Below are 24277 nucleotides of genomic sequence, written 5' to 3'. Positions count from 1 at the left end.
GCCTACAGGTCAAGCAGGAGCGCGACCGGTGCATGGTCGCTTCCTGGGATATGGTCATCAATGAGACTGTCATGGATTTTATCCGCATATCTGTTGCTTGTCAGCCAGTAGTCGATACGCCACCCTATGTTCTTTGCCCGCGCATTGGCCATATAGGACCACCAGGAATAACGGTCAATGACATGAGGATACAGGTGTCGGAACGAATCGGTGAAGCCAGCATCAAGGAACAAGGAAAACTTGTCACGTTCTTCTTGCGTGAAACCAGCGTTCCTGACATTGCTTTTAGGATTCTTAAGGTCGATTTCCTTGTGTGCCACATTCAGGTCGCCGCATACGAAAACAGGTTTCATAGCCTCAAGGGACAGGATATATGCTCGAAAAGCATCATCCCACTTCATGCGGTAATCCAAACGGAGTAATTCTCGCTGTGAATTAGGCGTATAGACACAGACAAGGAAATAAGCGGGATATTCGGCGGTAATCACCCGTCCTTCCGCGTCTTCAATGAAAGGCGCAATGCCAAATGTGACACGTACAGGTTTTTCCTTGGAAAAAAGAGCAGTTCCTGAGTAGCCTTTTTTTTGGGCATAATTCCAGTACTGGTGGTAGTCGGGGAGTTCAATGTCGTGCTGACCTTCCTGTAGCTTAGTTTCCTGAAGGCAGAATATATCTGCATCCGTGGAAAAAAAATAATCAAGAAATCCCTTGCCCAGGCATGACCGTATTCCATTGACATTCCACGATACGAATTTCTTCATCTGCACGTCCCAGTCCCTTGTTTTATTTCCTTCATAAGATATCGAAAGGTCATCATATATACAAGGGCGGGGATGTCATACTTTTCATTCATCTGTTTCTGGTATAATTCATGCGATTTTATGCAATGCAATTAGTTCTTGCGGTGAACAAATAGGCGTGATATGATGCCATTGATCCAAAAAGAAGCGAATTGTAGGTTTTCAGGGAGGAAAGAGCTACCATGAATAATTCCCATTTTCCTGCGGATTTTCTGTGGGGAGCTGCAACAGCTAGCTTCCAAGTTGAAGGCGCCAGCCGTGAAGATGGCCGTGGTCAGTCCATCTGGGATATATTCTGTCGTCAGCCGGGAGCCGTACTCAATGGTGACACAGGAGACGTAGCCGCCGACCAGTATCATAGATATCCTGAGGATGTCGCTTTGCTTCGTCGCTTGGGGATACAGGCATATCGGTTTTCAATAGCCTGGCCGCGCATAATTCCTGAAGGTCGGGGAAAAATTAATCAGAAGGGACTCGACTATTACAGGAAGCTCTGTGACGAACTTCACGCATCAGGCATACAGACAGTAGCGACACTTTATCACTGGGATTTGCCTCAGCCTTTACAAGATGAAGGCGGTTGGGTAAATCGCAGTACATCTTATGCCTTCGAGGAATACGCGGCTGTCTGTTTTTCCGAACTGGGAGGCTATGTTGATCGTTGGATTACATTGAACGAACCTTATTGCAGTGCATATCTGGGACACTACATGGGAGTTCATGCTCCAGGCCACCGAAGTCTGGATGAGACGGTAGCCGTAATCCATCACTTGAACCTTGCCCATGGACTGGCCATGCAAAAATACAGGGAAACAAAAGCAACGGAACCGATTGGCATAACGTGGAATCCAACGACTCCGCGTCCTGCGACACGCAGAGAGGAAGACAGCCACGCTGCCGATATCTGCAAGATGCTGGAAACGAACCTTTTTGTTCATCCGGTCATGGGAAAAGGCTATCCGGAAGCGGCGAAAACCTATGGTTTTGATTTTTCTTCTTTATCGCATCCCGGCGACCTTGACATCATCAGTACAGGGCCACTGGATTTCATTGGCATTAACTTTTACAACGAAAGAGCCGTTTCATGGTCGCAAAGCAGTAAGTTCAACTATGAGTTTGAGCCAAGCTGGGAAGAAAAGACAGATATGGGATGGCCTGTCACTCCGTCAGGTCTGTTAAGGATGTTGCGTATTTTTGCTCTGGAATGTCCTGGCATCCCGTTGTACATCACCGAAAATGGGTGTGCAATGGCTGATGTCGTCGGTGAGAATGATACAGTTGATGATTCCCGGCGAATAGCATATCTGAGAAAACATTTTAAAATCTGCCGGGAAGCGATTGATGAGGGTATTCCCCTTTCCGGATATTTTCTGTGGTCTTTCATGGACAATTTTGAGTGGGCATTCGGCTATTCCAAACGTTTCGGAATCGTGTATGTCGATTATGCCACGCAACGCCGTATACCTAAGAACAGTGCTTATTATTTCAGGGATGTCATTGCAGGATACGGTTTATGATTCATTGCCGGCAGGCAAACGGAGAGAAACAGAAGTAAAACAGAAATACCGGTGATTTGCAGCGTATTCGCGGATAACACGAATACGCCGTAATTGTATAACATATATTGTATACATAAAAACACATTCATATACATATAGTTATTCATGTAAAACAATACAAAAACCATATTGTTTATATATCTAATTCCTAAATTAAACTATCAATTAAATAAATTTCTATAATTGTCGATATAAGACTTGTACGACAGGAAAAGGGCGTATATACTTTTTGAGAGTATACGAACATGGGAAAAACAGTAGCTTTCCATCTGCAAAAAGGTGGTGTAGGAAAGACAACAATCTCTGGAGCTTTGGCGTGTGAATCTGCTCACCAAGGTTTTTCTACGCTTTTGATTGATGTTGATCCTCAAGGAAATGCTTCCTCATGGTTTCTTAAGAACACGCCGGAATTTGAATTATCCGACGTCATCCAGGGGAAATGCTTCCCCAGTGATGCCATAGTATCCATACCCTCAGTCAAGAACCTGTACATCCTGCCGACATTTGGAATAGGCGGAACGCTGAAGAACTATTCTGAAACAAAATTAGCAGAAGAACCTTATGTCTTGCAGGACTTGGTAAAAGAAATCAGTAAAGACTTCAAGCATATCATCATGGATCTTTCGCCAGGATTGGGACGACTTGAACGTTCTGCGCTTATTGCATGTGATGAAGTCGTTACGCCGATGACTCCTGAGGTTTTCAGTCTCGATGGACTGGAAATCTTCATTGATGAACTTGCAAAGATAAAAAAGAACCTGAGATCTTCCGTTGAACATTCGTGCGTCGTGATCAATTCATATGACGAGAGAATCAAACAGCATCGGGAAATCTTTTCTGCCGCGGATAATGGGAATTTCAAGGTTTTCCGTATTCCTGTTGATCCAGTTTTCAGAAAATCCCAGGAAGCAGGCCGCGCGCCACAGGATTATAAAGATAGGGGACGAGGGTTAAAAGAAAAAACAATTGTCGCGCTTAAGGAACTGGATGCGGTGATATGGAGATAGGACTATGGCATTGAAAAAGAGTACTGATGAAGAAAATTTACCGGAAGTGAGCGAAAGTCTCAGCAGTCAGAAGGCCAAGAATCTGTTTTCCAAGTCTGTCGGGCGGCAGGCAAAGGAAAAAAAGATACTTACGACTTTTTCTATCGAACCTTCATTCAAAAGGGAACTGGAAGATACGTTTGAAAACATGGGTCTTGGATGGGCAGCTGGTATCCGATTTGCATTACGACAATTCATTAAAAATACTGAAAATTGATAGTATAATTATGTATATCTATGTATTATACATATAATATCTATATTGGTTTTCTAATGATTTAATATCGTTTTCATTCGTTTCTATTATGTAGATATATTAAAAATTATCTTCTATTTAATAGAAACAATATTATTTCTTTAGTTTAATTTATCATTTTGCATCAAGTTTTGCTTTGAATTTATCAAGTATTCTTGACAAGTCTTCTTTGGAAGCAGGCTTTGCTTCTTCATCTTCCGTCGTAACAAGATGTGCCGGAATCTCAAGCAAAAATCGTGACGGCACGGATGCTGTCAATTCCTTTCCTCTATGTCGTGCCATGCAGGTGGAAATGTACAGGTGTTTGCGGGCTCGTGTCAGTGCCACGTAAAACAGACGACGTTCTTCCGCAAGAGAGTCCTGGTTTTCCTCCAGCGTGCGTGCATGAGGAATGATATGGTCTTCGATTCCCGCCAGAAAGACGACGGCGAATTCCAAACCCTTCGAGGCGTGCATTGTCATCAGATGCACTTTGTCATCATCGTCAGTATTTTCTTTGCCACTCAACGCCAGTCTGTTCAGATAGTCAAAGACTGATGAACCATTATTGTCAGGATCGCGTTCCCATCTCCCGAACATCGCATTGAAGGTGCGGATGCTGCCCATCTTGAAGTTGACTGCCTTTTCATTAGTCGGATACTGGTCAATGACATAATCCTTATAGCTGATGTTTTCTACTAACGCCATGAGAACCTTGCTTTTGTTTTTTCCGGCATGAAACAACTTCTCTCTGTAATCTTCAATCAAGGCAAAGAAGTCTGCCAAGGTTTTTTTCTGGTTCCCTTTCATGCCGCTGTCCGTGGCAATGCTGACCAAAGAACAGGCTTCATGGAGCGAACATTGGTTGGATTCGGCCGTCGCGCGGATTTTTTCTATTGTTTTGCGTCCTATTCCCCTGCGCGGGACATTTATGACGCGCAGGAAGCTCACATCATCTTTTGTGTTCACCAGTAGGCGTAGATAAGAGATGATATCCTTTACTTCCTTCCTGTCAAAGAAACTGGCTCCTCCGGAAATCTTGCAGGGTGTGTTTGTCAGCAGGAAGCGGTTTTCTAGGACAGGAAGCATATGGTTCGTTCGCACAAGTACGCCAAAGTTTTTCCATGGATAATCATGGGCAAAACGGAGTTCCCTGATTTTCCCTATGATCATAGCAGCTTCATCATCCTCATCCTTCGGTTCAAGGCGGTGAATCATGCTGCCTACGCTTTCCTGTGTCCAGAGTTTCTTTGACTTTCTCTCAGTGTTATGGACAATGACGTTATTGGCTGCTTCCAGGATAGTGCCGGTCGAACGGTAATTCCTTTCCAGTTTTATTTCAAGCCTTTCCGGGAAATCGGATTCAAACATGATGATGTTGCGATAATTCGCCCCACGCCATGAATAGATTGATTGATCGTCATCGCCGACCACACAGAGGTTCCTATGCTCCCATGCCAATTCCTTTACAATGGAGTATTGGGTCAGGGACGTATCCTGAAATTCATCGACAAGGATATGGGAATAAGTTTTCCGTATTTCAGCCAAGGTTTCAGGATGTTCCGCGAACAGCCGGAGAGGGAGCATGATTAAATCATCGAAATCAAGGGCATTGTAAGCCTTCAGTGATTTCTGATACTCGGTATAGACGTGGGACAGCTCCGACTTGCCATCGGAGCGGAATGAGGCTCGCCCGGTCTTGACATCGCTGAAAAGTGATGCAAGCTCAAAGAAATTATAATCCGCTTCTTCATAGCCAAGGTTATGGATGACATCCGAAAGGAGTGTCTGTACATCCGATGCGTCGAAGATGGTGAAATTATCTTTATATCCTAACAGGTGGATGTATTTTTTGAGAAGCTTCATGCCGAATGCGTGAAAAGTCGTTGCCATGAGTTCTTTCCTGCTGACGCCGGTCAGATCATGGATGCGTTCTGCCATCTCAGCTGCCGCCTTGTTCGTAAAAGTCAGGGCAAGGATGGAGTGGGGGGATATGCCATTTTCCAGCATATGGGCGACCCTGAAGGTCAGCATGCGGGTCTTGCCGCTTCCTGCGCCGGCAATGATGAGCAGAGGACCGTCAATAGTTGACGCCGCAAGGTATTGTTCGGGATTCAGTTCCCGTCGTAAATCGAAACTCAACGTAGTACTCCTTCTGTGGGTCAGGCTGTGCGACGGATAAGGCAAAAATATAAAGGCCCGCGGCCATCGGCTGTATCGGGAAGGATGATATATCCGGCATCCCTGTTTTCTGCCGCCTCAAAAGAGAGAGGAACGGTTTCACACCGGCCTTTCCGTCGTTCAAGAAGTTTCTGGATTACCTGTTCGTTCTCAATGGGCGCAAGGGCGCATGTGGAATACAAGATATATCCTTCTGGCTTGACGGCATCCAGGGCGGCCGCAAGCATGGCAAACTGTTGGACGGAAAGCCGTTTGGGACGTGAGGGACTCCATTCCTTCAAGGCAGATGGAGTGGTGAGAACATGTCTTTCACTGGAACATGGCGCATCCAGGAGGATTGAGTCATACATGTCCCGTTGGTGCAGACTCCAGCGGGTGGAATCGTGGCCTGTGACCGTCACTTTTGCCCGTATTTCGGCAGGAAGATATCCGTCCAGGACTGCATGCAGACGTGACCGCCGCGATGCGGAACGATCATTCGCCACCAGGGAACCGTCCTGTCCAAGACGGGTGGCAAGGACAAGGGTCTTGCCACCGGGAGCCGCGCACATATCCAGCACAGCATCATGAGGTCTGACAGGCAGGGCGCGCGCGGCGATGATGGAGGCTTCATCCATGAAATAGGGACGGACAAGGCCAGCAGAAAATTCAACAGGAGTGCGTTGCACAAGAAGTGCAGTACGGAGTTTAGTCCAACGTTCCCCGTATATGTCCACATAGTATCTGTCGAATAAATCCTGATTGCTATGTTCTGTGGTTTTCTTGCCCATATCGTCGCACACTGTACTGTATTCCGGTCATATTGTGTAGGCATCCGGAATTTTTTTCGGAGATTCCTGACAGGGGAGCAGGATATATTTCCGCTTACAGGATATGATCCAGAAACAGTTTTGTGCGGGCGTTGGCAGGATGCTCGAATATCTGTTCAGGAGAGCCGGTTTCGACGATTTCTCCCGCATCCATAAACACTACCTTGTCTGCGGCTGCACGGGCAAAACCCATTTCCATAGTTTCGCAGTTAGATGACAGAGAAGGAGGGAAGTAACTTCTTGTGAGGGAAGTAGCAAGAAGTTTTTTTTGCACTTTCCTGAAAACATTCATCAGTTTGGCATTGTGTGGCACTGTGAGGTATGATATGATTCTCCTCAGAAGAGGTGCCCGATGTTCATCAAGATAGTCCCCGAAAACAAGAGCGGACGCAAACGCCTGGCCTATTACTCCGGCCATCGCAAAAACGGCACGGTGAAGCACTCCCTCGTGCAGTGGCTCGGCTATCTGGACGAGCTCCAGGCGCTCTACGATGACCCGGTGAGCCATTTCAAGGCCGAGGCGAGACGGCTGACGCAGGAAGAGAAGGAGCGGCAGGTGTCCCTGAGCGTCTCGACGGCCGAGCATTTCCACTTCGCCCCTGGAGAGGGGACGGACTGCACGGACCCGGAGGTGAGGGCGGACAGGATCCTCAGCTACGGCGTCCTGCCGCTGCTGAAGCTCTACCACGAGCTGGAGATCGACTATTTCTGGAACAACAGGAGGCGCTACACCAAGGCGCTCTTCAACCACAACAGCATCTTCCGGCTGCTGGTGTGTTCGCGCATCCTGGCGCCGGACAGCAAGCTGGGTACCTGGCAGGCGCGCCAGAGGCTTGCCGGGGACGTGGCCTTCAGCGCCGACGACGTGTACCGCTCCCTCGCGTTCTTCTCCCGGCACAAGGACGCCCTCATAGACCATCTGGGGCGGATGGTGGAGCGGCAGTACGGGCGGGACACGGGCCTGCTGTACTACGACGTGACCAACTATTACTGGGAGGTGGACGCCGAGGACGAGCTGAGACGGCGGGGGGTGAGCAAGGAACACCGGCCCGATCCCATCGTGCAGATGGGTCTGTTCATGGACGCCGACGGCATCCCCCTCTCCTACGGCCTGTTCCCGGGCAACACCACCGACGTGGCCACCTTCCGCCCCCTGCAGCAGACGGGCCGGACCATCTACGTGGCGGACAGGGGCATGATGAGCGGGATGAACGTGGCCTCCATCCTGCTGCGGCACAGCGGGTACGTCATCAGCTCGTCGGTGCGCACCTGCACCGCGGAGCTGCAGGCCTTCATCCTGAAGCAGGAGGGCTACGTCCATGGTGCCGCCGATGGAGATTTCAGGTACAAGAGCCGCCTGACTCCGGTCGAGCGTTGGGTGACCGATTCCGCGACGGGCGGAAAGAGGAAAGTGACGGTCAACGAGAGGCAGGTGGTGTTCTTCAGCCGCGCCTACCAGCAGAAGGCACGCCACGAGAGGATGAAGAGCATCGAGAAAGCCCAGCAGGCGGCGGGCGGGGGGCAGAACACCGTACTGAACAACCATGCGGGGAGACGGTTCCTGAAGAAGAGCATCTTCGACGGGGCCTCCGGAGAGCGCGTGGAAGCTCCTGAGTTCTCTGTCTCCCTGGATACGGAGCTGCTACAGCGGGAGGAGGCGCTGGACGGCTATTACCTTATCTGCACCAACGTGGTAGGCACCGAGGAGGGGGAGCCCCCCTTCGCTGGGCGGGCCCGTTTCCGCAGGGACAACCTCTTCGAGCTGAACCGACCAGTGGACGACGTGGACATCATCGACATGTACCGGGGCCTGTGGCGCATCGAGGAATGCTTCCGCATCACCAAGACGCACCTGGAGGCCCGTCCGGTCTATGTGCGTACCCGCGACAGCATCGAGGCTCATTTCCTCACCTGTTTCGTCTCCCTGCTGCTCCTGCGGCTTCTGGAGAAGAGGACGGGGGGAACCATGTCCGTGGGCCGGATGGTGGATTCTCTGCGCCAGGCCCTGCTGGGCGACATCGAAGGGCAATGCTTCATGAACCTGTACTGCGACCCCGTCATCCAGGACATCGGCGCAGCCCTGGACATCGACATGAGCCGGAAGTATTACGCGAAAGCCGATGTGAGGGCACTTTTTGCGGCAGTGAAGAAGACCTGATGCCACACACATGAATGTTATAGCATCTTGTCAGTAACCCCTTGCATTAGAATGAGTACGGATGTTTTTTCGCTTTTTTAACTGCGAAACTCAGGATATCGTCGCACACTGTACTGTATTCCGGTCATATTGTGTAGGCATCCGGAATTTTTTTCGGAGATTCCTGACAGGGGAGCAGGATATATTTCCGCTTACAGGATATGATCCAGAAACAGTTTTGTGCGGGCGTTGGCAGGATGCTCGAATATCTGTTCAGGAGAGCCGGTTTCGACGATTTCTCCCGCATCCATAAACACTACCTTGTCTGCGGCTGCACGGGCAAAACCCATTTCATGGGTTACAAGCAACATAGTCATCCCACTTTCCGCAAGGTCAAGCATGACATCCAGGACTTCCTTGATCATCTCAGGATCCAGGGCACTGGTCGGTTCGTCAAACAGCATGACCTTGGGCTGCATGGCCAAGGCTCGCGCAATGGCGACTCGCTGCTGCTGTCCCCCGGAGAGCTGGGCAGGATGGACGTCAGCTTTTTCCGTGAGTCCTACGCGGGTAAGAAGCTGGCGGCCAAGGTCATCAGCGGCCTTCTGGTTCATTTTCTTTACCCGCAGAAGCGCAAGCGTGATATTCTCCAATGATGTCAAATGCGGGAACAAGTTGAAATTCTGGAACACCATGCCGACTTCTTCCCGTATCTTGCGTATGTCCACGCTCGGCTTCGTCACGTCTTCTTCATCAATCCAGATTTCACCTGATGTAGGGATTTCCAACCGATTGACGGTTCTGAGGAGAGTACTTTTCCCGCTGCCTGATGGGCCGATGATGACGACGACTTCGCCATTCTCTACGGTCAGGGATGCGTTTCTGACAGCATGAACCGCTGTGTTCTTTGAGTCGAATGTCTTATAAAGATTCTTGATTTCAATTCTAGCCATTTTGGTGAAGCCTTTCCTCAAGGATTCCGACAAGACGGGAAAGCACGAGGGTGATGATGAGATAAATCAATGCCACGATAAGCATTGTTTCCAAGGAAAGAAAAGTGCGGGAAATGTATTCTCGTCCGCGCCGGAGGATATCACTTAAAGCAAGGGTAGAAACCAGTGACGAATCCTTGAGCATGGAGATGAACTCATTGCCAATTGCAGGCAGGACAATCTTGATTGTCTGGGGGAGGATGACGGAACGGAATGCCTGGGTTCTTGTCAGACCCAAGGCGATGGCCGCCTCCATCTGACCTTTCGGGATGGCCTGGATGCCTGCCCGAATTATTTCTCCCATGTAAGCCCCGAAGCAGATGCCCAAGGCTATGATAGCCGCCACCACGCCTTCTACATTGATGAAACGTCCGACCGCAAAATAAATGAAAATCAACTGGACAAGGAGAGGGATGCCGCGAATCAGCTCAACGTATACACCGCTGATTAGATTGATTACACGGCTTTTACTTACCGCTCCAAGACCAGCGAGGACGCCGATGACCACCGACAGGATGATTGCGAAGACCGTCACTTGGAAAGTCACCGGTATGCCTGACACTGTGACAGTAAATATTTTCCGATAAGGATCCGGAATGAAAATCACCAGACAAGCAAGAAGCACCAGCGCGGCGAAGAAGGTGATGCGCCATGAAGTGAATACATGATGGTTGTCCTTGCGGGGTATCAGGACACCATCGGTCATCTGTAAAGAAGTATGTCCGGTTGGTTTATCCTGAAACGTCTGTGACGGTTGGATTTTCTTGGGATGGGGTACGGGCAGGACACCGTCCGCACCTTCCTTGTCATAGGGATTCTTCATGTGCCTTCCTAATTCCTGAATTATCAGCTTGGCTGCAATTGCGCACCACTTGTAATTCTACATTAATATGCAGCCAATGTCAATAAATCATGAATAATTATGCATAAAAAGCCAGAAATGGTCGAATGAAAAAGAAAAGGCAACACAAATGGAGGGAGGTGTTGCATTGTAGAAGTAAGTGCACGACCGGGAGATGAAATCTTTACAAAAAGCGTCAGAGAGGTGATAATTCCTACAAGAAGACCGAAGTTGCACTAAGTTCCGGACGCACCGAAACGCGACCTGCTCCGATTCGTTTTAACGCAACATCGCAAGCAGGCCGCAGGATGAAAGGTGCGGTGTTCCGGCAACCGCCACGGCTTCGGTTCTAGTCGATCAGGACGGGCTTGAGGGTAATATTCCGAGTGGGAACATTCTCAAGCCCGATTCTTTGTGCCAGTTCTTGCCCATAGAGAAAGACGAACATCTCGTAGGCGGACTTGCCGCCGTACTGGGCCCGCGGATAGGAATTGACATGGTTCATCATCATGTCCACCTTCTGCTGCGTCAGATCCGAGAACGTGCGCCCCTTGGGGAGTATTCTCCTGATAAGGGCATGGTTGTTCTCACAGGCGGCCTTTTCCCAGCACGCCATCGGATGACAGTAGAACACACGGGTGAGAAGCTCTCCCTGCCCATCGGTCTCCAGTGCCTCCGGGCAGGAGAACTCGGAACCGTTGTCCGTCAGGATGACGGGAAACAGCAGAGGGAAGCCGTCTCCCAGCCGCTGGCGGAGGGAGGCAAACACCGCACGTACCGAGGCCGCGTCATGTGCTTCCCTCAGGAAGGCCAGCTGCACCGAACAGGAGGTGAACTGCAACGTCAGCAGGCACCTGCGTTCTGAGCGGGGTCCTTCCACCGTGTCCATCTGAACCGGAGAGAGATTTCCCCTCTCCCGCATGAAGGCGTCGAAGTCTTCCTTGGTCCTTCCGACACGATAGCGCCTGTCCCCCTTGTACTGATGCCCGTCCTTCCTCTTGCGTCTGCGATAGGTGACCTTGCGGGGCAGGTCGATGTTCCCTATGTCGGGAAAGACTCCCGCATTCACATACGTGTACAGCGTCTTGGTCGAACGCATGATGAGCTGTCCGTGCCTCTGGTTGATGCTGTACAGGCTCTGGCCCTGGGCGAGCAGAGGTGAGATGATCTGCTGGATGGCCCGGGCCTCCTCTTCCGTAATGGCAAGACCTGACCTGCTCGCGGACAGGTCCTCCAGATACTCCTTCTGCGCGTGCGTCGCCTCGTAGAAGACCTTCGTCAGCGTACAGCGGCTCCTGTCCACACACGCATTGCACACATACGGCACGACCCGCAGTTTCCCGCAGATTTCCTGCTCGTAGGTGGGGCACAGCTTCCGCGAACAGCCCGCGGCACACCCGCTGCACCTCTCTCTGCGGCACCCCGGATCGTCACAGTTCCCACTGGCCGGACATCCCGTCCTCTTGCGACAGTCGTTGAAACGCCGGCTGTAGCCTCCCGATTTCTTTTCCTTCGGGTGCCGGCGCACTTCCCGCGACACCGTAGAGCGATCCTTGCCCAGTTCCTTGGCTATCCGGGCAAAACTGATTCCTTGGGACACCATCCCCTCTATTCTGATTCTCTCACTCAACGTCAGATGATTCTTCGCCATACTCGTTCCTCCTGTCCGAGCCGTGGCGGTTGCCGGAGTCCTTTCAGTGTACCAGTAAGTGCATCATACTTGTGAAGTGCCTCTCGCAACTTCCCTCAGATTTCTCGTTGCCTTTTCTTTTTCATTTGAGTAAAAGCCAGAAATTTAAATAATATTCCATTTTTTCTTTAATGCAGCAGTCGTGCCGTCCGCTTCCATGGCCTCAAGTGTGGAGCTCAGCAGGTCACGGAGAGAAGTATTGCCTTTCACCACGACCCAGGCGAGTTCCTCGGTGTCAGAGCTGGCGGTTCCGGAAACAGTGAGCCGTCCTGAATAGCTGGGATTGGACAGAACGAAATCACTGGCGATGATGGAATCACAGACGACCGCATCGACTTTCCCATTCAGCAGATCCTCGACCGCAAAACCTATTTCATCGTAGGAAAGGACTTGGATGCCCTCAATCCCTTCAATGGCATATCCGCCCGTGGTTCCAATCTGGACGCCGACTTTCCGGAACTTCAAATCATCCGGGGTTTTCAGTGCTTGGGCGTTAGTACGAACCATGATAGATTGTGTGACACGCAGGACAGGAACTGTGAAATCAAACTGTTTCTGTCTTTCAGCAGTTATGGTGACGCTGGATGCAATTGCATCATACTGCTTGTTCAAAAGACCGGCGAAGATGCCATCCCATGCGACATTGCGGCTTTCGAAGGTAATGCCCGTTCGTCTGGCGACTTCTTTGACCAGATCAATTTCAAATCCGACCAAAACTCCATTTTCATCAATGAATTCAAGTGGAGGCCATGTCGCATCATGAGCAATGACATATGATGTCTTTGTTGATTCTCGTGAACCTTGTCCGAAAAGAAGGCCGCCAATGCATAGAATCAGAATTCCAATGATTATTGCATGTGTCTTTCTCATGTTTTCCTCCATCACTTCCCCAAAAAGATAGAGAAACCATAATCATCCATGTGTTATATGTCAATTATATTTGTTAGCTATTTTCTGATACTCCTATAATATTTACATTTATGTTATTAAAATAACGAAATAATTGTGGCGCAAGGCTCCTGTCCTGTGAGAAGAAGAGACAAGGAAGGGGGAAGAGAAAGGTTTGGTTTTGTGGCATGAACAAGAGTGGGGGAATACAACAAAGGTGTTGCAAAACTGACTGCAACACCTTTCATCCGTCATGCAATAAGGAAAGAGGAGATTTACAGCAGGTTGTACTTTTCCTTGAGAGTCGCGACCGTGCCGTTTTTTACGAGAAGAGCGTATCCGTCGTTCACCAAGCCAAGAAGATAAACGTTTCCCTTGGGGACGACGATGGCAATATCCTCAGCAATAGAGCTTGCTTCTCCGCTGACGAACAACTTGCCCTGATAGTTTTTATTGGCAAGGACGAAATCACTGGCAATGATTGAATCCGCGACAGCAGCGTCGAGATTGCCGTTCAGCATATCCTCGATTGCCAGGCCAATCTCATCATACGCACGGATTGTGATTGCCTTGCCGTAAGTATCTTCCAGGGCAATGTGTCCTGTCGTGCCTATCTGTACTCCGACTTTCTTTCCCACAAGGTCATCCCCGCTGGATATCCCCGTTGTTCCGGAGCGGACGATGATAGCTTGTTTCACTTGGAGAATGGGAGTTGAAAAATCCATGGTAGCTTTTCTTTCTTCGGTGACGGAGACTCCACTGGCAATACCATCATAAGCACCATTTGCCAAACCTGCGAAAATGCCATCCCATGCGACATTCCTGATGGTGAAAGTCTTGCCGACAGCTTTGCCAATTTCTTGGATCAGTTCAATTTCATAGCCGACCACATTGCCGTTTTCATCGACATATTCCAGGGGCGGCCATGCCGCATTGGCGGCGAACACATAGGAAGTTTTTTCCTTGCTGCTCTCCTTGGAGCCAGCCGCACCGACAGCCATCACGGATACCAATGATATGATAAGAAGCAGGGCCAAGGTCTTTGTTTTCATGATTTCATCTCCTACTAATAAAGCCATATACCGCACTCAGTTTTCGATATACTCATTATACCAGAGTTCTTGCATAAAAATACGTTCAATGTCAAGCGATTTGGAATATATATGCAATAAATGAGTGAAATTTCGTAATAATATACAAGAATGCACATCATGAGGAATTATGTTTTCACCTTGTTCCCTCTCTTGATCCCTCCTTGTCCCTCCATGACACATCATGATATCCATTATGCGGACAATCTAAGGAGCAGAGATTGATACTGATATGTGGAAAGAAGATGCCTAGAAAAAGGTTGGGGTCAGGAATCCGTAGAAAAGTCCAAGCAGCACGCCACCGAGGACTTGAGGGAAAGAATGTCCGAGCATCGTCTTGAGGACTTCCGGCGTCTTGTCCTTGCTGGTGGAAAGTTTGACGAGAATCTTGTTCCATTCGTTTATCGCCTGCGCTTGCTTACCGGCTTCCCGCCTGATGCCCATTGCATCATGGGTGACGACGCCGGCAAGGACGACCGCAATGGCAAAGTAGTTGGAACCAATGCCCTGGATGATGCCTGTCGCGGTCGCAAGGGCTATGACGGCAGCAGTATGGGATGATGGCATGCCCCCTGTGGAGACTAACATGCTGGGTTCAAACCGCCTTTCAAGGATGGCGACGATGATCGGCTTGAGCATCTGTGCAGTGAAAAGGGCGAGAAACGAGGCAATAAGCGGTGAATTGGTCAATAACAGTTCCATACGTACCGTACTTTATATACTTTGCACAAATTTCGCAACAAGAACCGTAATGATATTGCATTAGTGAAGTGTGACTGCTATATCTTAGCGCAGACATCCACGGAGGAGTGTTCCATGTCCGTCACCACCCGCGCATCGGTCAATGACCATCATACGGTTCTGAATCTTGTTTCATTCCTGACCCAGTTGGGCATAGCCCTGATTAATCTTGCCCTTGTCTATCATCTACGCAGGACATTCGGCATGGGAGCGGATCACATCGGCATTGCCACAAGCATCTATACGGTCTCTTATCTTCTTGCCTGTATTGCGGGAGAGTCATGGAGCAGGAGATTTTCTCCCCGGATTTGCGTGGAGGTATCCCTTATCGGCATGTCTCTGTCAATAGCTGCTGTCATCTATGTCCGCTCCCTTCTTTTTCTCTACGTAGTACTTGCTCTCTATGGGGTATTCATGTCGCTGATGTGGCCGCAGATTGAAGGCTGGATAAGTCGGGGCAGGGAAGGGGTACGTTTGAACAAGGCGATGGGAGAGTTCAATTTTTCATGGTCCTTCGGAGCCGGGGTTGCTCCGTTCATTGGGGGCATCCTGGTTGAAATCAGTACTGTCGCCGCATTGTCTTCAGGAGCTGTCTTCCTGTTTTTCGTGATGTGCTTCCTGTTTGTCAGCTCCCGCTTCATTCCCTCCATGAAAGAAGTACCGAGTGAAGAACATGCCATCATCCAAGACTCCGGAACCGATGGAAGTACGCCTCTCCGCTATCTGTGCTGGAGCGGACTTGTTCTTGTCTATTGCGGAGTGAGTGTCGTCCAGACAATATTTCCTCTGTATGCCCAAGATGTCCTTCAGATTCCGGAAAGCATGACCGGAGCCTTGCTTCTTGTCCGAGGAATAACCACCTGTGGCTTGTTCTATATCCTTGGGCGTACATCATGGTGGCATTTCCGTGCATGGGTGATACTGGGCGTACAGGTAGCCTTTTCCCTGGTGTGCCTTTATGCTGTGAAAATCACTACGGTATGGATGTACATACCTTTCTTTGTTGTGTTCGGCAGCGTCTTTGCCACCGCATATACCATGAGCATATTCCACGGAGCGTCGGGTAGCGTACATCGGGCACGTCGGATGATGATTCATGAAGTCCTGCTTACCTTCGGCATGATTATCGGCGCGGCAAGCGGTGGGTTTGTCTATGAACATCTTGGGTTCCCTACCGTGATGCTCGTCCTTGCAGGGCTGGGAGCTTTCGCAGTGGTGATGGAAATTATCGTTGCCATTGCCCTGCGCGGCCGTTTTACGAAATAATGATGTTTCCCATGTTTTCCCTAATGCTCCACTTGTCCAATACAGGGATTGGCATTACCTTGGAGGGGAAAGATATGGTTCTTGTATCAGATGCACGGCAGGAGGGATGTGAATGGTCGGCTTTTTCATAAAGAAGGCTTTTTTTGATGGATGGGACAATCTGATCGGACTTGTCGTACACAATTTGGGTTTCCTGCTGGTTTTCGTGGGAGCCTATGGCGGGATGTCCTTGATGGCCATTGACGGCTACTCCGTTGTGGGAATCATAGCCTTGGTCATCATCTCAGCTGTCTATTCATTCTATTGCGCGGTGGTTTCATGGCAGACGTGCCTGTATGCTGATTACAAGCGGGAAGGTTTCAGGGCGCTCAAGGAAGGGTTTTCCCGTCTCTGGAGACATGGCGTCCTGCATTTCTTCATCAATACCGCGCTGATTCTCATTGTTTTCTTTGTATTACCTTTTTATTTTCTCCAGAATACGACGCTTGCTTTCATCTTTGGTATGTTTGTCTTCTGGGTATTCGTCATTGTCGGTCTTGCCATGCAATATTTCTTTCCTCTTGCTTGCCGCATGAGCGGCGACCGTCCCATGAAGACTTTCCGCAAGTGTTTCATTCTCTTGGCGGACAACCTGGGGTTCTCGTTGTTTCTGATTTTTCACGGAATCATATCCGGCGTCTTGTCTCTTGTTCTTGTCGGTCTGACTCCCGGAACGGGGGGAATACTGCTCAGCCGTCAGGTTGCCGTGAAGCTGCTGATGTTCAAGTACGATTATCTGGAAGAACATCCGGAAACTGACCGCAAGCATATTCCTTGGGAGGATTTGCTTTTTGACGAGAGAGAGAAGGTCGGTCATCGTTCCATTAAGAACATGATTTTTCCGTGGAAGGATTGATATGTCCTCGGAAATAGAACTGAAAGCGCGTGTCACGGAACCGTTTGTTCTAAAAGCGCTTATTTCCACATTGCCCGGCATTTCTTCTCCCCGTGTCATTGCCAAGAAAGATGTCTATTACACCCATCCTCTGCATGGAGGGCCTTGGTTTCGTGTACGTAGTGTGAAGGAACACAGAGAGCAGGAAAAGGAAGAGGGAAGCATTGTTTTCACGCATAAGGTTCATGGACAGTCAGACGGGATTGAAAACAACTGCGAACAGGAATTTTTCGTTGACATACAGCAAGAGAAGGAAGTATTCGCTTTCTGTTCCGCTTTGGGCATGCAGGAATACATCAGGAAAGAAAAGCGGGGATGGGCTTGGTGGATTACGGAAAAAGGAACTCATGGTTTCCCTCTGCATCTTGAGCTGCTGGAAGTTTCGCCTTTGGGCTGGTTCCTTGAGATGGAGTACGTATTGCCCGATGCTCCAGATGTGAAAGACGTGAAGAAGGCCCAAGAGAATCTTCAGGAGATGTTGAATACTCTGGGCATAAAAAAATCGGCGATTGAAAGCCGATATTACATGGACATGCTCAAGGCCGGACAAATCAGCAAACAAGAAGGATAAAAAGCTGAGGTTCCCCTTTGCACAGAGGAACCCCACCACTCCTTCTACACCAAGGCAGACAAGCTGTTTATAGCATGTATTAAAAGGACGTGAGTTCTATGGATATAGCATGTCAGTTGTGTGATGTTTTTGTTTCTTTCATGATTTAAAGCTTGTTTTTTTGCTATGTCGAGTACAGGCAGAGTACAGGTAGAATATGGCCGGTGCTGGAAAAACAGGTAATTTCAGGGTATCATGAATGGAATACAATACAATGGATGCAACGGATGATAGGGGTTCGTCATGGAATGGAAAGCAAGTCATATTCTGGTGAAAGAAAAAGCTCTGGCCGACAGGCTTTACGCGCAGATTAAAGGAGGCGCTGATTTCAGCTCTCTTGCCCGGACACATTCAACCTGCCCCAGCAAGAGCAAAGGGGGCGACCTCGGCTGGTTCGGTCCTGGAAAGATGGTGGGGGAATTTGAGCGTGCGGTACAGAAATTATCCCACGGAGCAGTCAGCGCGCCAATCCGCACTCAGTTCGGTTACCATATCATCAAGAAGACCGGATTACGTGACTGATGTGACGTTGACCCCGTTTGGCTGGTCGTTGTATCATGCCATTTATAGGTAGCAATGCAATGAATGATCTGACAATATATACTGATGGCGGCTGTTCGGGTAATCCCGGTCCGGGAGGCTGGGCATACCTGATTCTGAAGAACGGTTCCTTGATTGCCGAAGGCAGCGGAGGAGAAGACCTCACGACCAACAACAGGATGGAACTGAATGCTGTCATTGAGTCGTTACGCTGCGCTAAAACCCTTTCTCCATCTTCAATTACCGTCCGAACCGACAGCCAATATGTGAAAAACGGAATCACTACATGGATTCTCGCTTGGAAACGGAACGGGTGGCGCACAGCTTCCAGGGATCCCGTAAAGAACAAGGAATACTGGCTTACTCTGGATGAGCTTGCGGCAGGGCTTCCCTTGACGTGGCACTGGGTGAAGGGGCATGCGGGAATCGAGCATAATGAAAGATGTGACGCCATGGTGCGCACTGAAATGGACAAGATCCTTTCCCTGAAGGCACTTTCCTAGGGCGTTTCATTCCATGTAATCCGGGACAGGTATCTGGAATCTTCTGCCAAAGACTTCCACGGCTCCGCACCACCGTCATCCTCTGTCGCGGCAGCCAGGATTTCCAATGCCAGCGCATCATGCGTGGCGAGTTCCAGAAGACGGAAAGCCATTTCTTTTGACATGATGAGGTTTCCCTGTTCTTTGAAAAAGAGAGCGGTGTCTTTGAGTACGTTGCCGTCCGTGGGGTAAGCATCGGCAAGTTGGGACCAGATGTTCCCTGCTTCGTCAGGATTTCCCGCCAGAGTATAGGCACGGGCGGCGGCTTTTGGAAATTCAATCTTCTCCGGGTACAATGAATACATTTCCATGGCTATGGCGGAGGCTTCTTCATATCGTGCATCGAACATCAGCAACGCAACAAGGTTGTATCCCGCCCGTCCGTCATCATCGAAGTCCTCGATTATCTGCCGATAGACGGCTTCCGCATCTTCACGGTTACCTTCCCTGAGCAAGATATTAGCCTTGGCAAGCAGGGTTTCCCGCTGTTGGGAAACTGACACGCAACCGCCAAGGACAAGGAACGAAAAAAAAGTCAGGATGATGACGGCCTTTTTCATAGGGGCTCCTTGGAATTAATATCCCAATACTGTCTGTTCGATTTCCTTGACTTGGGCTCTATACAGGTTGATGATGCCACTTCCGTAATCAGCCATCAGCTGAATCATGTTTCGTGAGTTCACAGATGTATCAGCGCCATTCAGCCTGTCGCCTGCGTCCCCAAGTCCGGGCAGGATATACGCTTGGTCGTTGAGCGACGGATCCATCCAAAGGGTATGCACGGAAGCATCTTCTATGGCTCTCACTATACGCAGGGAACCTTTCAAAGCACTGATGACATTGATGAACGTGATTGATTTTGGATGGATGCCCTGTTTTTTCAGATAGGTGACGATAGTGACAAGGGAACCTCCTGTGGCATTCATTGGATCGGCGAAAATCAAATCCTTTCCATCGAGTTTCTCAAGATTGAAGAATGAACGGTCAAGGTCAAGGATGTAGTCCATGTTCTTCTCGCTTTTTGAATCATCGCGTTTGATTCTGAAAAGCGCAAATGGGGTGACATGGTCATCGGAGGAATATTCCTGGATTTCCTTGCTGATGATGATGGAAGGGAGGAGCGCGCCCCTCAGCATGACGCACATGACGGTATTCTTGATCATTTCATCTACATCCGGTATGCGATGCACAGCATAGTTGCGGATGGGGAAAGTCACCGGAGTTTTGGTGATGATGCTCCTTTTTCGGGGCAGCGCCGCATCGGAATAGACATGGGCGAACATCAATTCATAAGCCCTCTGGATGAAGTACAGGAATTCTTCATGGGATGTACGGGGATCCCTCAGTTTTGCAATGATTCGGCTGGCGCCGCCGTGCTGCTCGCGAGGGGTCTCAAAGGAATAGACATGGATATTCGGTTCTTCAGAGCATACATGCTTGAGGAATTTTCCGATTTGCGCGGCGCTTTCCACCAATGCTGCTTCCGCTTTCTCTTTTTCCGCAGGAGTCGAGGCCGTTTCGATTGCTTTGCAGCATGCGAGCGATGTTTCATACATGGAATCGGCGCGGGCAATCTTTTCCTTGTCGCTGTCCCTGAGATAACCGTCCAGGTCAGTGGCATGGAGTACGATTTTGTTCATGGAGTCTCCTTGTTTCCGTGCGAACGGATTATAGGCGTCAGGCTATACCGTGCGAAAGTGTAACTGATACCGGGGAATTCCGCAATGTAACATAAGACAAAAAAGACCAGATGCGCTATACTTGACGTGCGGCCGGTACGCATCGACCGAAAACCACAGGCGATGATGAGGATTGATGATTATGAAACTTGTGTTTCTAGGTCCTCCGGGAGCAGGAAAAGGTACGATTGCGGCATTGGCCAAGGAATCTCTGTCGATACCGCATGTTTCGACGGGAGAGCTTTTCAGAAAGAACATCCGCATGGGGACGGCATTAGGCAAGAAGGTGAGGGATATCCTGGCGGCCGGCAATCTTGTTCCTGATGATGTGACTGTCGCAATGGTCAAGGACAGGCTGGCTGAGGCTGACGCGGAAAGAGGATATATCCTTGACGGGTTCCCTCGTACCATTGCACAGGCAGAGGCTCTCGCAGGGATTTCCGGGATTGATCATGTCGTGAATTTCCTTCTTGACAAGGAAAGCATTGTAAGACGCTTGTCCGGCAGGAGAATGAGCAAGAGTACGGGAAAAATATATCATCTGGTTTACAACCCTCCCAAGAGGGACGGGGTGGACGATGAGACAGGCGAACCGCTCATCCAGCGCGAGGACGACAAGGAAGAAGCCATACTCCACCGGTTGGAGGTGTATGAGGAACAGACCACTCCTCTGATTGATTACTACCGCAGGAGAGGACTGTTGCTCGATATTGATGCTACGGGAACCCCAGATGTGGTTCATGCGCGGATGCTTGAACGCTTGGGAAAAGCAGAAAAAGACGCCTGATGTCCTTGTACCTGTGAAAACATCTGCATCTCCAGCAGGATTACCGAGCATTTCATGGATAAACCATGTATAATTCTCAGGATGGTCAAGAATCAGAAAAAGAAAAAAAGCAAACTTCGTCTTGGTTTCCTTGCATCCCAGTTTGATGAATCATACCAATATGCCGTTTGGAATGGTGCGGCTCGTGAGGCGGAGAAGCTGGGCATGTCCAATGTTTTCTATGTTGGGGCAAACCTTGAGACACAGAACAAGGCAGGCTCTCTCGATGACACTGCTTTTGCTTTAGCCGCACGCACGGAACTGGATGGCTTGCTCATCATGACCAATACCATGGGTTCGATTTTTTCACACGACAGGATATCCGGATATATGACGGCATTCCATGATATCCCGACGGTGACTGTAGGAGTCAGATTCCCAGGGATTCCCGGCATATGCGCCGATACGTCCGGGGGGATCGCTGTCGTGACGCGTCATCTGATTGAAGGGCATCAGCGCAAGCGTTTTCTCTTTCTGGCAGGACCTCTCGGACATCCTGAAAGCGAACAGAGACTCAAGGAATTTCTGGATACGTACGCTATGCTCCTTCCTGATGGACAGCGGCCACTTGTCCTGCACGGTGATTTCCTTGAAGACAAAGCCTATGCCATAGTGCGTTCTCTTGTTGAGAAACGCTGGGAATGGGATGCTGTCGTGGCAGCAAACGACCAAATGGCAATGGGAAGCATCAGGGCGTTGACGGAGCAAGGACTGGCAGTCCCAGGACAAGTTTCCGTGACCGGATTCGACGACATAGAGGACAGCTTGTATTCCCTGCCCCCATTGACAACGATCCATCAACCGGCAGGAGAACTGGGGGAGAGAGCTGTCAGGGAACTAGCCCGCATCCTTGGTATTCTCGAACCTGCCGAAGAAGATGACCGTCAGCTTGTCTCGACATTTGTCTTGCGCACTTCCTGCGGATGCATGCAGCCGAAGGGGAGAGATTCAGGGAAGGTACATTCTTTCACGCTGGAAAACCAACTGCGTCATCAGATGTCCCGGAGGGTGGCGGGCGAGACGCGCAACGCTTTGTTGCAGGATGTGCAGTCCGCGCTCATCAGTTCGTTCAGCATGGAAAAGATACTTAAGGAACTGGCACGGGGTATCCGCCAGTTGGGTATATGTTTTTGTTCGGTCGTCATGTTTGACACGAAAGATCCCACATGGTCAGAGCTTTTGATGACGACTCAAGGGAACGAAACCCGCATTCTTGCTCCCTATGGGTTCAGGTTCCGGACGCAGGAAATGCTTCCGGGGGGATTGCCTGATGACTTTGCTTCTTTCGTGTGCGAACCTTTGCAATTCGGAGAAGAACCGATAGGATACCTTGTGTGTTCCACTGGAGCACAGGATCGTCATGTCTATGCCACGCTCCGTGACTTGCTGACAATCAGCCTCAAGGGTGCCCGTGTCATGGCAAGTGAAAGGGATCGGGAAAAAGCACTGGCTAAAGAAGTCGGGCGCAGGACTGCCGAATTGTCCTATGCGAACAACAAGTTGAAAGTAGAAATAGCCCAACGCAAGAATTTGGAACGCGAGATACTTGATGTGTCCAACGACATCATGACCCGTATCGGGCAGGATATCCATGATGAGTTGTGCCAGGATATAGCGGGAATCGGAATCCTTGCCGCGACGCTTGAAGATTCCTTGGGAAAAAAAGGATTGAAGCAGGAAAGGATTCGAGCGCGTCAGATTTCGGAAACCGCGATGAACACGGCGAAGAATGCCAAGAAGATTGCACGGAACCTGTATCCCGTAGAGCTGGAAGACAACGGACTGGCCACAGCCGTAAGACGGCTTGCCGCGTCCCGTTCGTCACGGGAAGGCTCACCGTCCATCCATGTGGATGTGCAAGAGGATTTCCTTGTCCGTCGTCCTGAAAAAGCTCTCCAGTTGTTCCGCATCATCCAGGAAGCCCTGTCGAATGCCATCCGGCATGCTCATGCTGAGAACGTGAAGATAGGACTGTATATGGATCATGGGATGGTGACTGTCGAGATTTCCGATGATGGTCACGGCATGGAAGCCTCTGAACAGGAGAGCGGGCAGGGAATGGGACTCAAGATACTTAAGTACCGGGCGAACATGATAGGTGGCCTGCTAAGGATACAGACATCGCCGGAAGGCACATCGATATCTTGCAGGGTATCAAGATAGGGGGTGGGAGAAAATGAAAAAGTTCATAATTGTAGATGACCATCCATTGTACAGGAAAGGGGTCAGCCTTCTCATAGAGCAGAGGCTGGGCCTGGAATGTGTCGGGGAATCTTCCACCGTGGCGGAAGCAACGGATATGATTGCGAAGACCCTCCCATATCTGGCAATAATCGACATTTCCCTACAGAACGGAAGCGGACTTGACCTCGTTTCCAGCGCCAGGACTTCCTGGCCTGCGCTCAAGATACTTGTTCTTTCGATGCATGATGAAAATTTATATGGTGAACGGGCTGTCCGTTCGGGCGCGAAGGGATATGTCATGAAACATGAAACACCTGAAAGGCTTATTGATGCCATAACCGATGTCCTTGCGGGACGGCTGGCAATCAGTGACAATCTTCGCAATCGTCTCGTAGAGAATATTTCATCCGGACTGAGATCTTCCATAGATCCCCGGATTGCGCTCACCAATCGTGAATTGGAAATCTTTTCCCTCATCGGCAAAGGCTACGGCGCTTCGGATATCGCTACCCGGCTGAATCTCTCCGTAAAGACCATCAATGCCCACCAGGACAGGATGAAAAACCGTCTGGGACTCCTTACGGCAGGAGAACTGCGCCGGCTTGCGTTCGACTGGATTGCCGGAAATATCTGAATGATTCATCCATCCCTAGGGGAAATCACCTAATGAAAAAACGGTAATATCT

24 protein-coding genes are annotated in these 24277 nt (G+C 49.8%); 12 read left to right on the top strand and 12 right to left on the bottom strand.

Features of this window, described 5'->3' with window-relative positions; all coding sequences use genetic code 11:
- Positions 1-2: 2 nt before the first annotated feature.
- Positions 3-761 (bottom strand): exodeoxyribonuclease III, encoded by a 759-nt coding sequence (locus SPICO_RS03820; RefSeq protein ID WP_013739369.1) that lies wholly within the window; start codon positions 759-761, stop codon positions 3-5.
- A 221-nt stretch (positions 762-982) separates the two neighbouring features.
- Between SPICO_RS03820 and SPICO_RS03815 the strand changes: the two genes are divergently transcribed.
- The 3 genes from SPICO_RS03815 to SPICO_RS03805 all read left to right on the top strand — a co-directional run bounded on the left by SPICO_RS03815 (position 983) and on the right by SPICO_RS03805 (position 3622).
- Positions 983-2317 (top strand): GH1 family beta-glucosidase, encoded by a 1335-nt coding sequence (locus SPICO_RS03815; protein ID WP_013739368.1) that lies wholly within the window; start codon positions 983-985, stop codon positions 2315-2317.
- A gap of 287 nt (positions 2318-2604) precedes the next feature.
- Entirely contained in the window at positions 2605-3366 is a 762-nt protein-coding gene (locus tag SPICO_RS03810; RefSeq protein WP_013739367.1) for a ParA family protein, read from the top strand.
- A gap of 4 nt (positions 3367-3370) precedes the next feature.
- On the top strand, positions 3371-3622 hold the full coding sequence (locus tag SPICO_RS03805) for a hypothetical protein (protein ID WP_013739366.1): 252 nt from the start codon (positions 3371-3373) through the stop codon (positions 3620-3622).
- A gap of 153 nt (positions 3623-3775) precedes the next feature.
- Here the strand turns inward: SPICO_RS03805 and SPICO_RS03800 are convergent, their stop codons facing one another.
- The 3 genes from SPICO_RS03800 to SPICO_RS10245 form a co-directional block, all read right to left on the bottom strand.
- The gene (locus SPICO_RS03800; RefSeq protein WP_013739365.1) at positions 3776-5782 is read right to left on the bottom strand and encodes an ATP-dependent helicase; all 2007 of its coding nucleotides are present in this window, start codon (positions 5780-5782) and stop codon (positions 3776-3778) included.
- Between the two features lie 20 nt (positions 5783-5802).
- Positions 5803-6591, bottom strand: a complete 789-nt coding sequence (locus SPICO_RS03795; RefSeq protein ID WP_013739364.1) for an RsmB/NOP family class I SAM-dependent RNA methyltransferase — start codon at positions 6589-6591, stop codon at positions 5803-5805.
- 94 nt (positions 6592-6685) lie between these two features.
- Positions 6686-6823 carry a hypothetical protein gene (locus SPICO_RS10245; RefSeq protein ID WP_437176689.1) on the bottom strand — a complete coding sequence of 46 codons (138 nt, stop codon included), beginning with the start codon at positions 6821-6823 and terminating at the stop codon, positions 6686-6688.
- Between the two features lie 159 nt (positions 6824-6982).
- On the opposite strand from SPICO_RS10245, the gene SPICO_RS03785 reads away from it, so the two are divergent.
- Positions 6983-8788 carry an IS1634 family transposase gene (locus SPICO_RS03785; RefSeq protein WP_013739363.1) on the top strand — a complete coding sequence of 602 codons (1806 nt, stop codon included), beginning with the start codon at positions 6983-6985 and terminating at the stop codon, positions 8786-8788.
- 191 nt (positions 8789-8979) lie between these two features.
- Here SPICO_RS03785 and SPICO_RS03780 read toward each other — a convergent pair whose 3' ends face one another.
- From SPICO_RS03780 to SPICO_RS03755, 6 genes are all read right to left on the bottom strand, one after another.
- On the bottom strand, positions 8980-9720 hold the full coding sequence (locus SPICO_RS03780) for an amino acid ABC transporter ATP-binding protein (protein ID WP_013739362.1): 741 nt from the start codon (positions 9718-9720) through the stop codon (positions 8980-8982).
- Positions 9713-10582, bottom strand: coding sequence for an amino acid ABC transporter permease (locus SPICO_RS03775; RefSeq protein WP_013739361.1), 870 nt, complete (start codon positions 10580-10582; stop codon positions 9713-9715). Before SPICO_RS03775 ends, SPICO_RS03780 begins: the two co-directional genes overlap by 8 nt.
- A 367-nt stretch (positions 10583-10949) precedes the next feature.
- Entirely contained in the window at positions 10950-12251 is a 1302-nt protein-coding gene (locus SPICO_RS03770; protein WP_013739360.1) for an IS30 family transposase, read from the bottom strand.
- 144 nt (positions 12252-12395) lie between these two features.
- Positions 12396-13160, bottom strand: coding sequence for a basic amino acid ABC transporter substrate-binding protein (locus SPICO_RS03765; protein WP_013739359.1), 765 nt, complete (start codon positions 13158-13160; stop codon positions 12396-12398).
- A 293-nt stretch (positions 13161-13453) separates the two neighbouring features.
- Positions 13454-14230: a transporter substrate-binding domain-containing protein gene (locus SPICO_RS03760; protein ID WP_013739358.1), complete on the bottom strand. Its 777-nt coding sequence runs from the start codon at positions 14228-14230 to the stop codon at positions 13454-13456.
- A gap of 288 nt (positions 14231-14518) precedes the next feature.
- Positions 14519-14971, bottom strand: coding sequence for a divergent PAP2 family protein (locus SPICO_RS03755; RefSeq protein ID WP_013739357.1), 453 nt, complete (start codon positions 14969-14971; stop codon positions 14519-14521).
- Between the two features lie 114 nt (positions 14972-15085).
- Between SPICO_RS03755 and SPICO_RS03750 the strand changes: the two genes are divergently transcribed.
- From SPICO_RS03750 to rnhA, 5 genes are all read left to right on the top strand, one after another.
- Positions 15086-16276 carry an MFS transporter gene (locus SPICO_RS03750; protein WP_013739356.1) on the top strand — a complete coding sequence of 397 codons (1191 nt, stop codon included), beginning with the start codon at positions 15086-15088 and terminating at the stop codon, positions 16274-16276.
- A gap of 112 nt (positions 16277-16388) precedes the next feature.
- Entirely contained in the window at positions 16389-17171 is a 783-nt protein-coding gene (locus tag SPICO_RS03745) for a hypothetical protein (protein ID WP_013739355.1), read from the top strand.
- Position 17172: 1 nt separating this feature from the next.
- Complete coding sequence (locus SPICO_RS03740) at positions 17173-17781, top strand: CYTH domain-containing protein (protein WP_013739354.1); 609 nt, start codon at positions 17173-17175, stop codon at positions 17779-17781.
- A 282-nt stretch (positions 17782-18063) separates the two neighbouring features.
- The gene (locus SPICO_RS03735) at positions 18064-18342 is read left to right on the top strand and encodes a peptidylprolyl isomerase (RefSeq protein ID WP_013739353.1); all 279 of its coding nucleotides are present in this window, start codon (positions 18064-18066) and stop codon (positions 18340-18342) included.
- Between the two features lie 59 nt (positions 18343-18401).
- Positions 18402-18863: a ribonuclease HI gene (gene rnhA, locus SPICO_RS03730; protein WP_013739352.1), complete on the top strand. Its 462-nt coding sequence runs from the start codon at positions 18402-18404 to the stop codon at positions 18861-18863.
- Here the strand turns inward: rnhA and SPICO_RS03725 are convergent.
- Positions 18860-19462 (bottom strand): tetratricopeptide repeat protein, encoded by a 603-nt coding sequence (locus SPICO_RS03725; RefSeq protein WP_013739351.1) that lies wholly within the window; start codon positions 19460-19462, stop codon positions 18860-18862. The two genes, rnhA and SPICO_RS03725, sit on opposite strands and share 4 nt — an antisense overlap.
- A 15-nt stretch (positions 19463-19477) precedes the next feature.
- Positions 19478-20542 (bottom strand): uracil phosphoribosyltransferase, encoded by a 1065-nt coding sequence (locus SPICO_RS03720; RefSeq protein ID WP_013739350.1) that lies wholly within the window; start codon positions 20540-20542, stop codon positions 19478-19480.
- Between the two features lie 175 nt (positions 20543-20717).
- On the opposite strand from SPICO_RS03720, the gene SPICO_RS03715 reads away from it, so the two are divergent.
- Genes SPICO_RS03715 through SPICO_RS03705 form a run of 3 tightly spaced genes read left to right on the top strand, consistent with a single transcriptional unit; the run spans position 20718 to position 24225 of the window.
- Complete coding sequence (locus SPICO_RS03715) at positions 20718-21368, top strand: adenylate kinase (RefSeq protein WP_496196966.1); 651 nt, start codon at positions 20718-20720, stop codon at positions 21366-21368.
- Between the two features lie 54 nt (positions 21369-21422).
- Entirely contained in the window at positions 21423-23570 is a 2148-nt protein-coding gene (locus tag SPICO_RS03710) for a substrate-binding domain-containing protein (RefSeq protein WP_013739348.1), read from the top strand.
- Positions 23571-23583: 13 nt separating this feature from the next.
- Positions 23584-24225: a response regulator transcription factor gene (locus tag SPICO_RS03705; RefSeq protein WP_013739347.1), complete on the top strand. Its 642-nt coding sequence runs from the start codon at positions 23584-23586 to the stop codon at positions 24223-24225.
- Positions 24226-24277 lie beyond the last annotated feature (52 nt).

The organism is Parasphaerochaeta coccoides DSM 17374 (assembly GCF_000208385.1).
GTDB classification, from domain to species: domain Bacteria; phylum Spirochaetota; class Spirochaetia; order Sphaerochaetales; family Sphaerochaetaceae; genus Parasphaerochaeta; species Parasphaerochaeta coccoides.
Note: the sequence above shows the minus strand (reverse complement) of the source record. Positions and strands in the feature narration are given on the sequence as shown.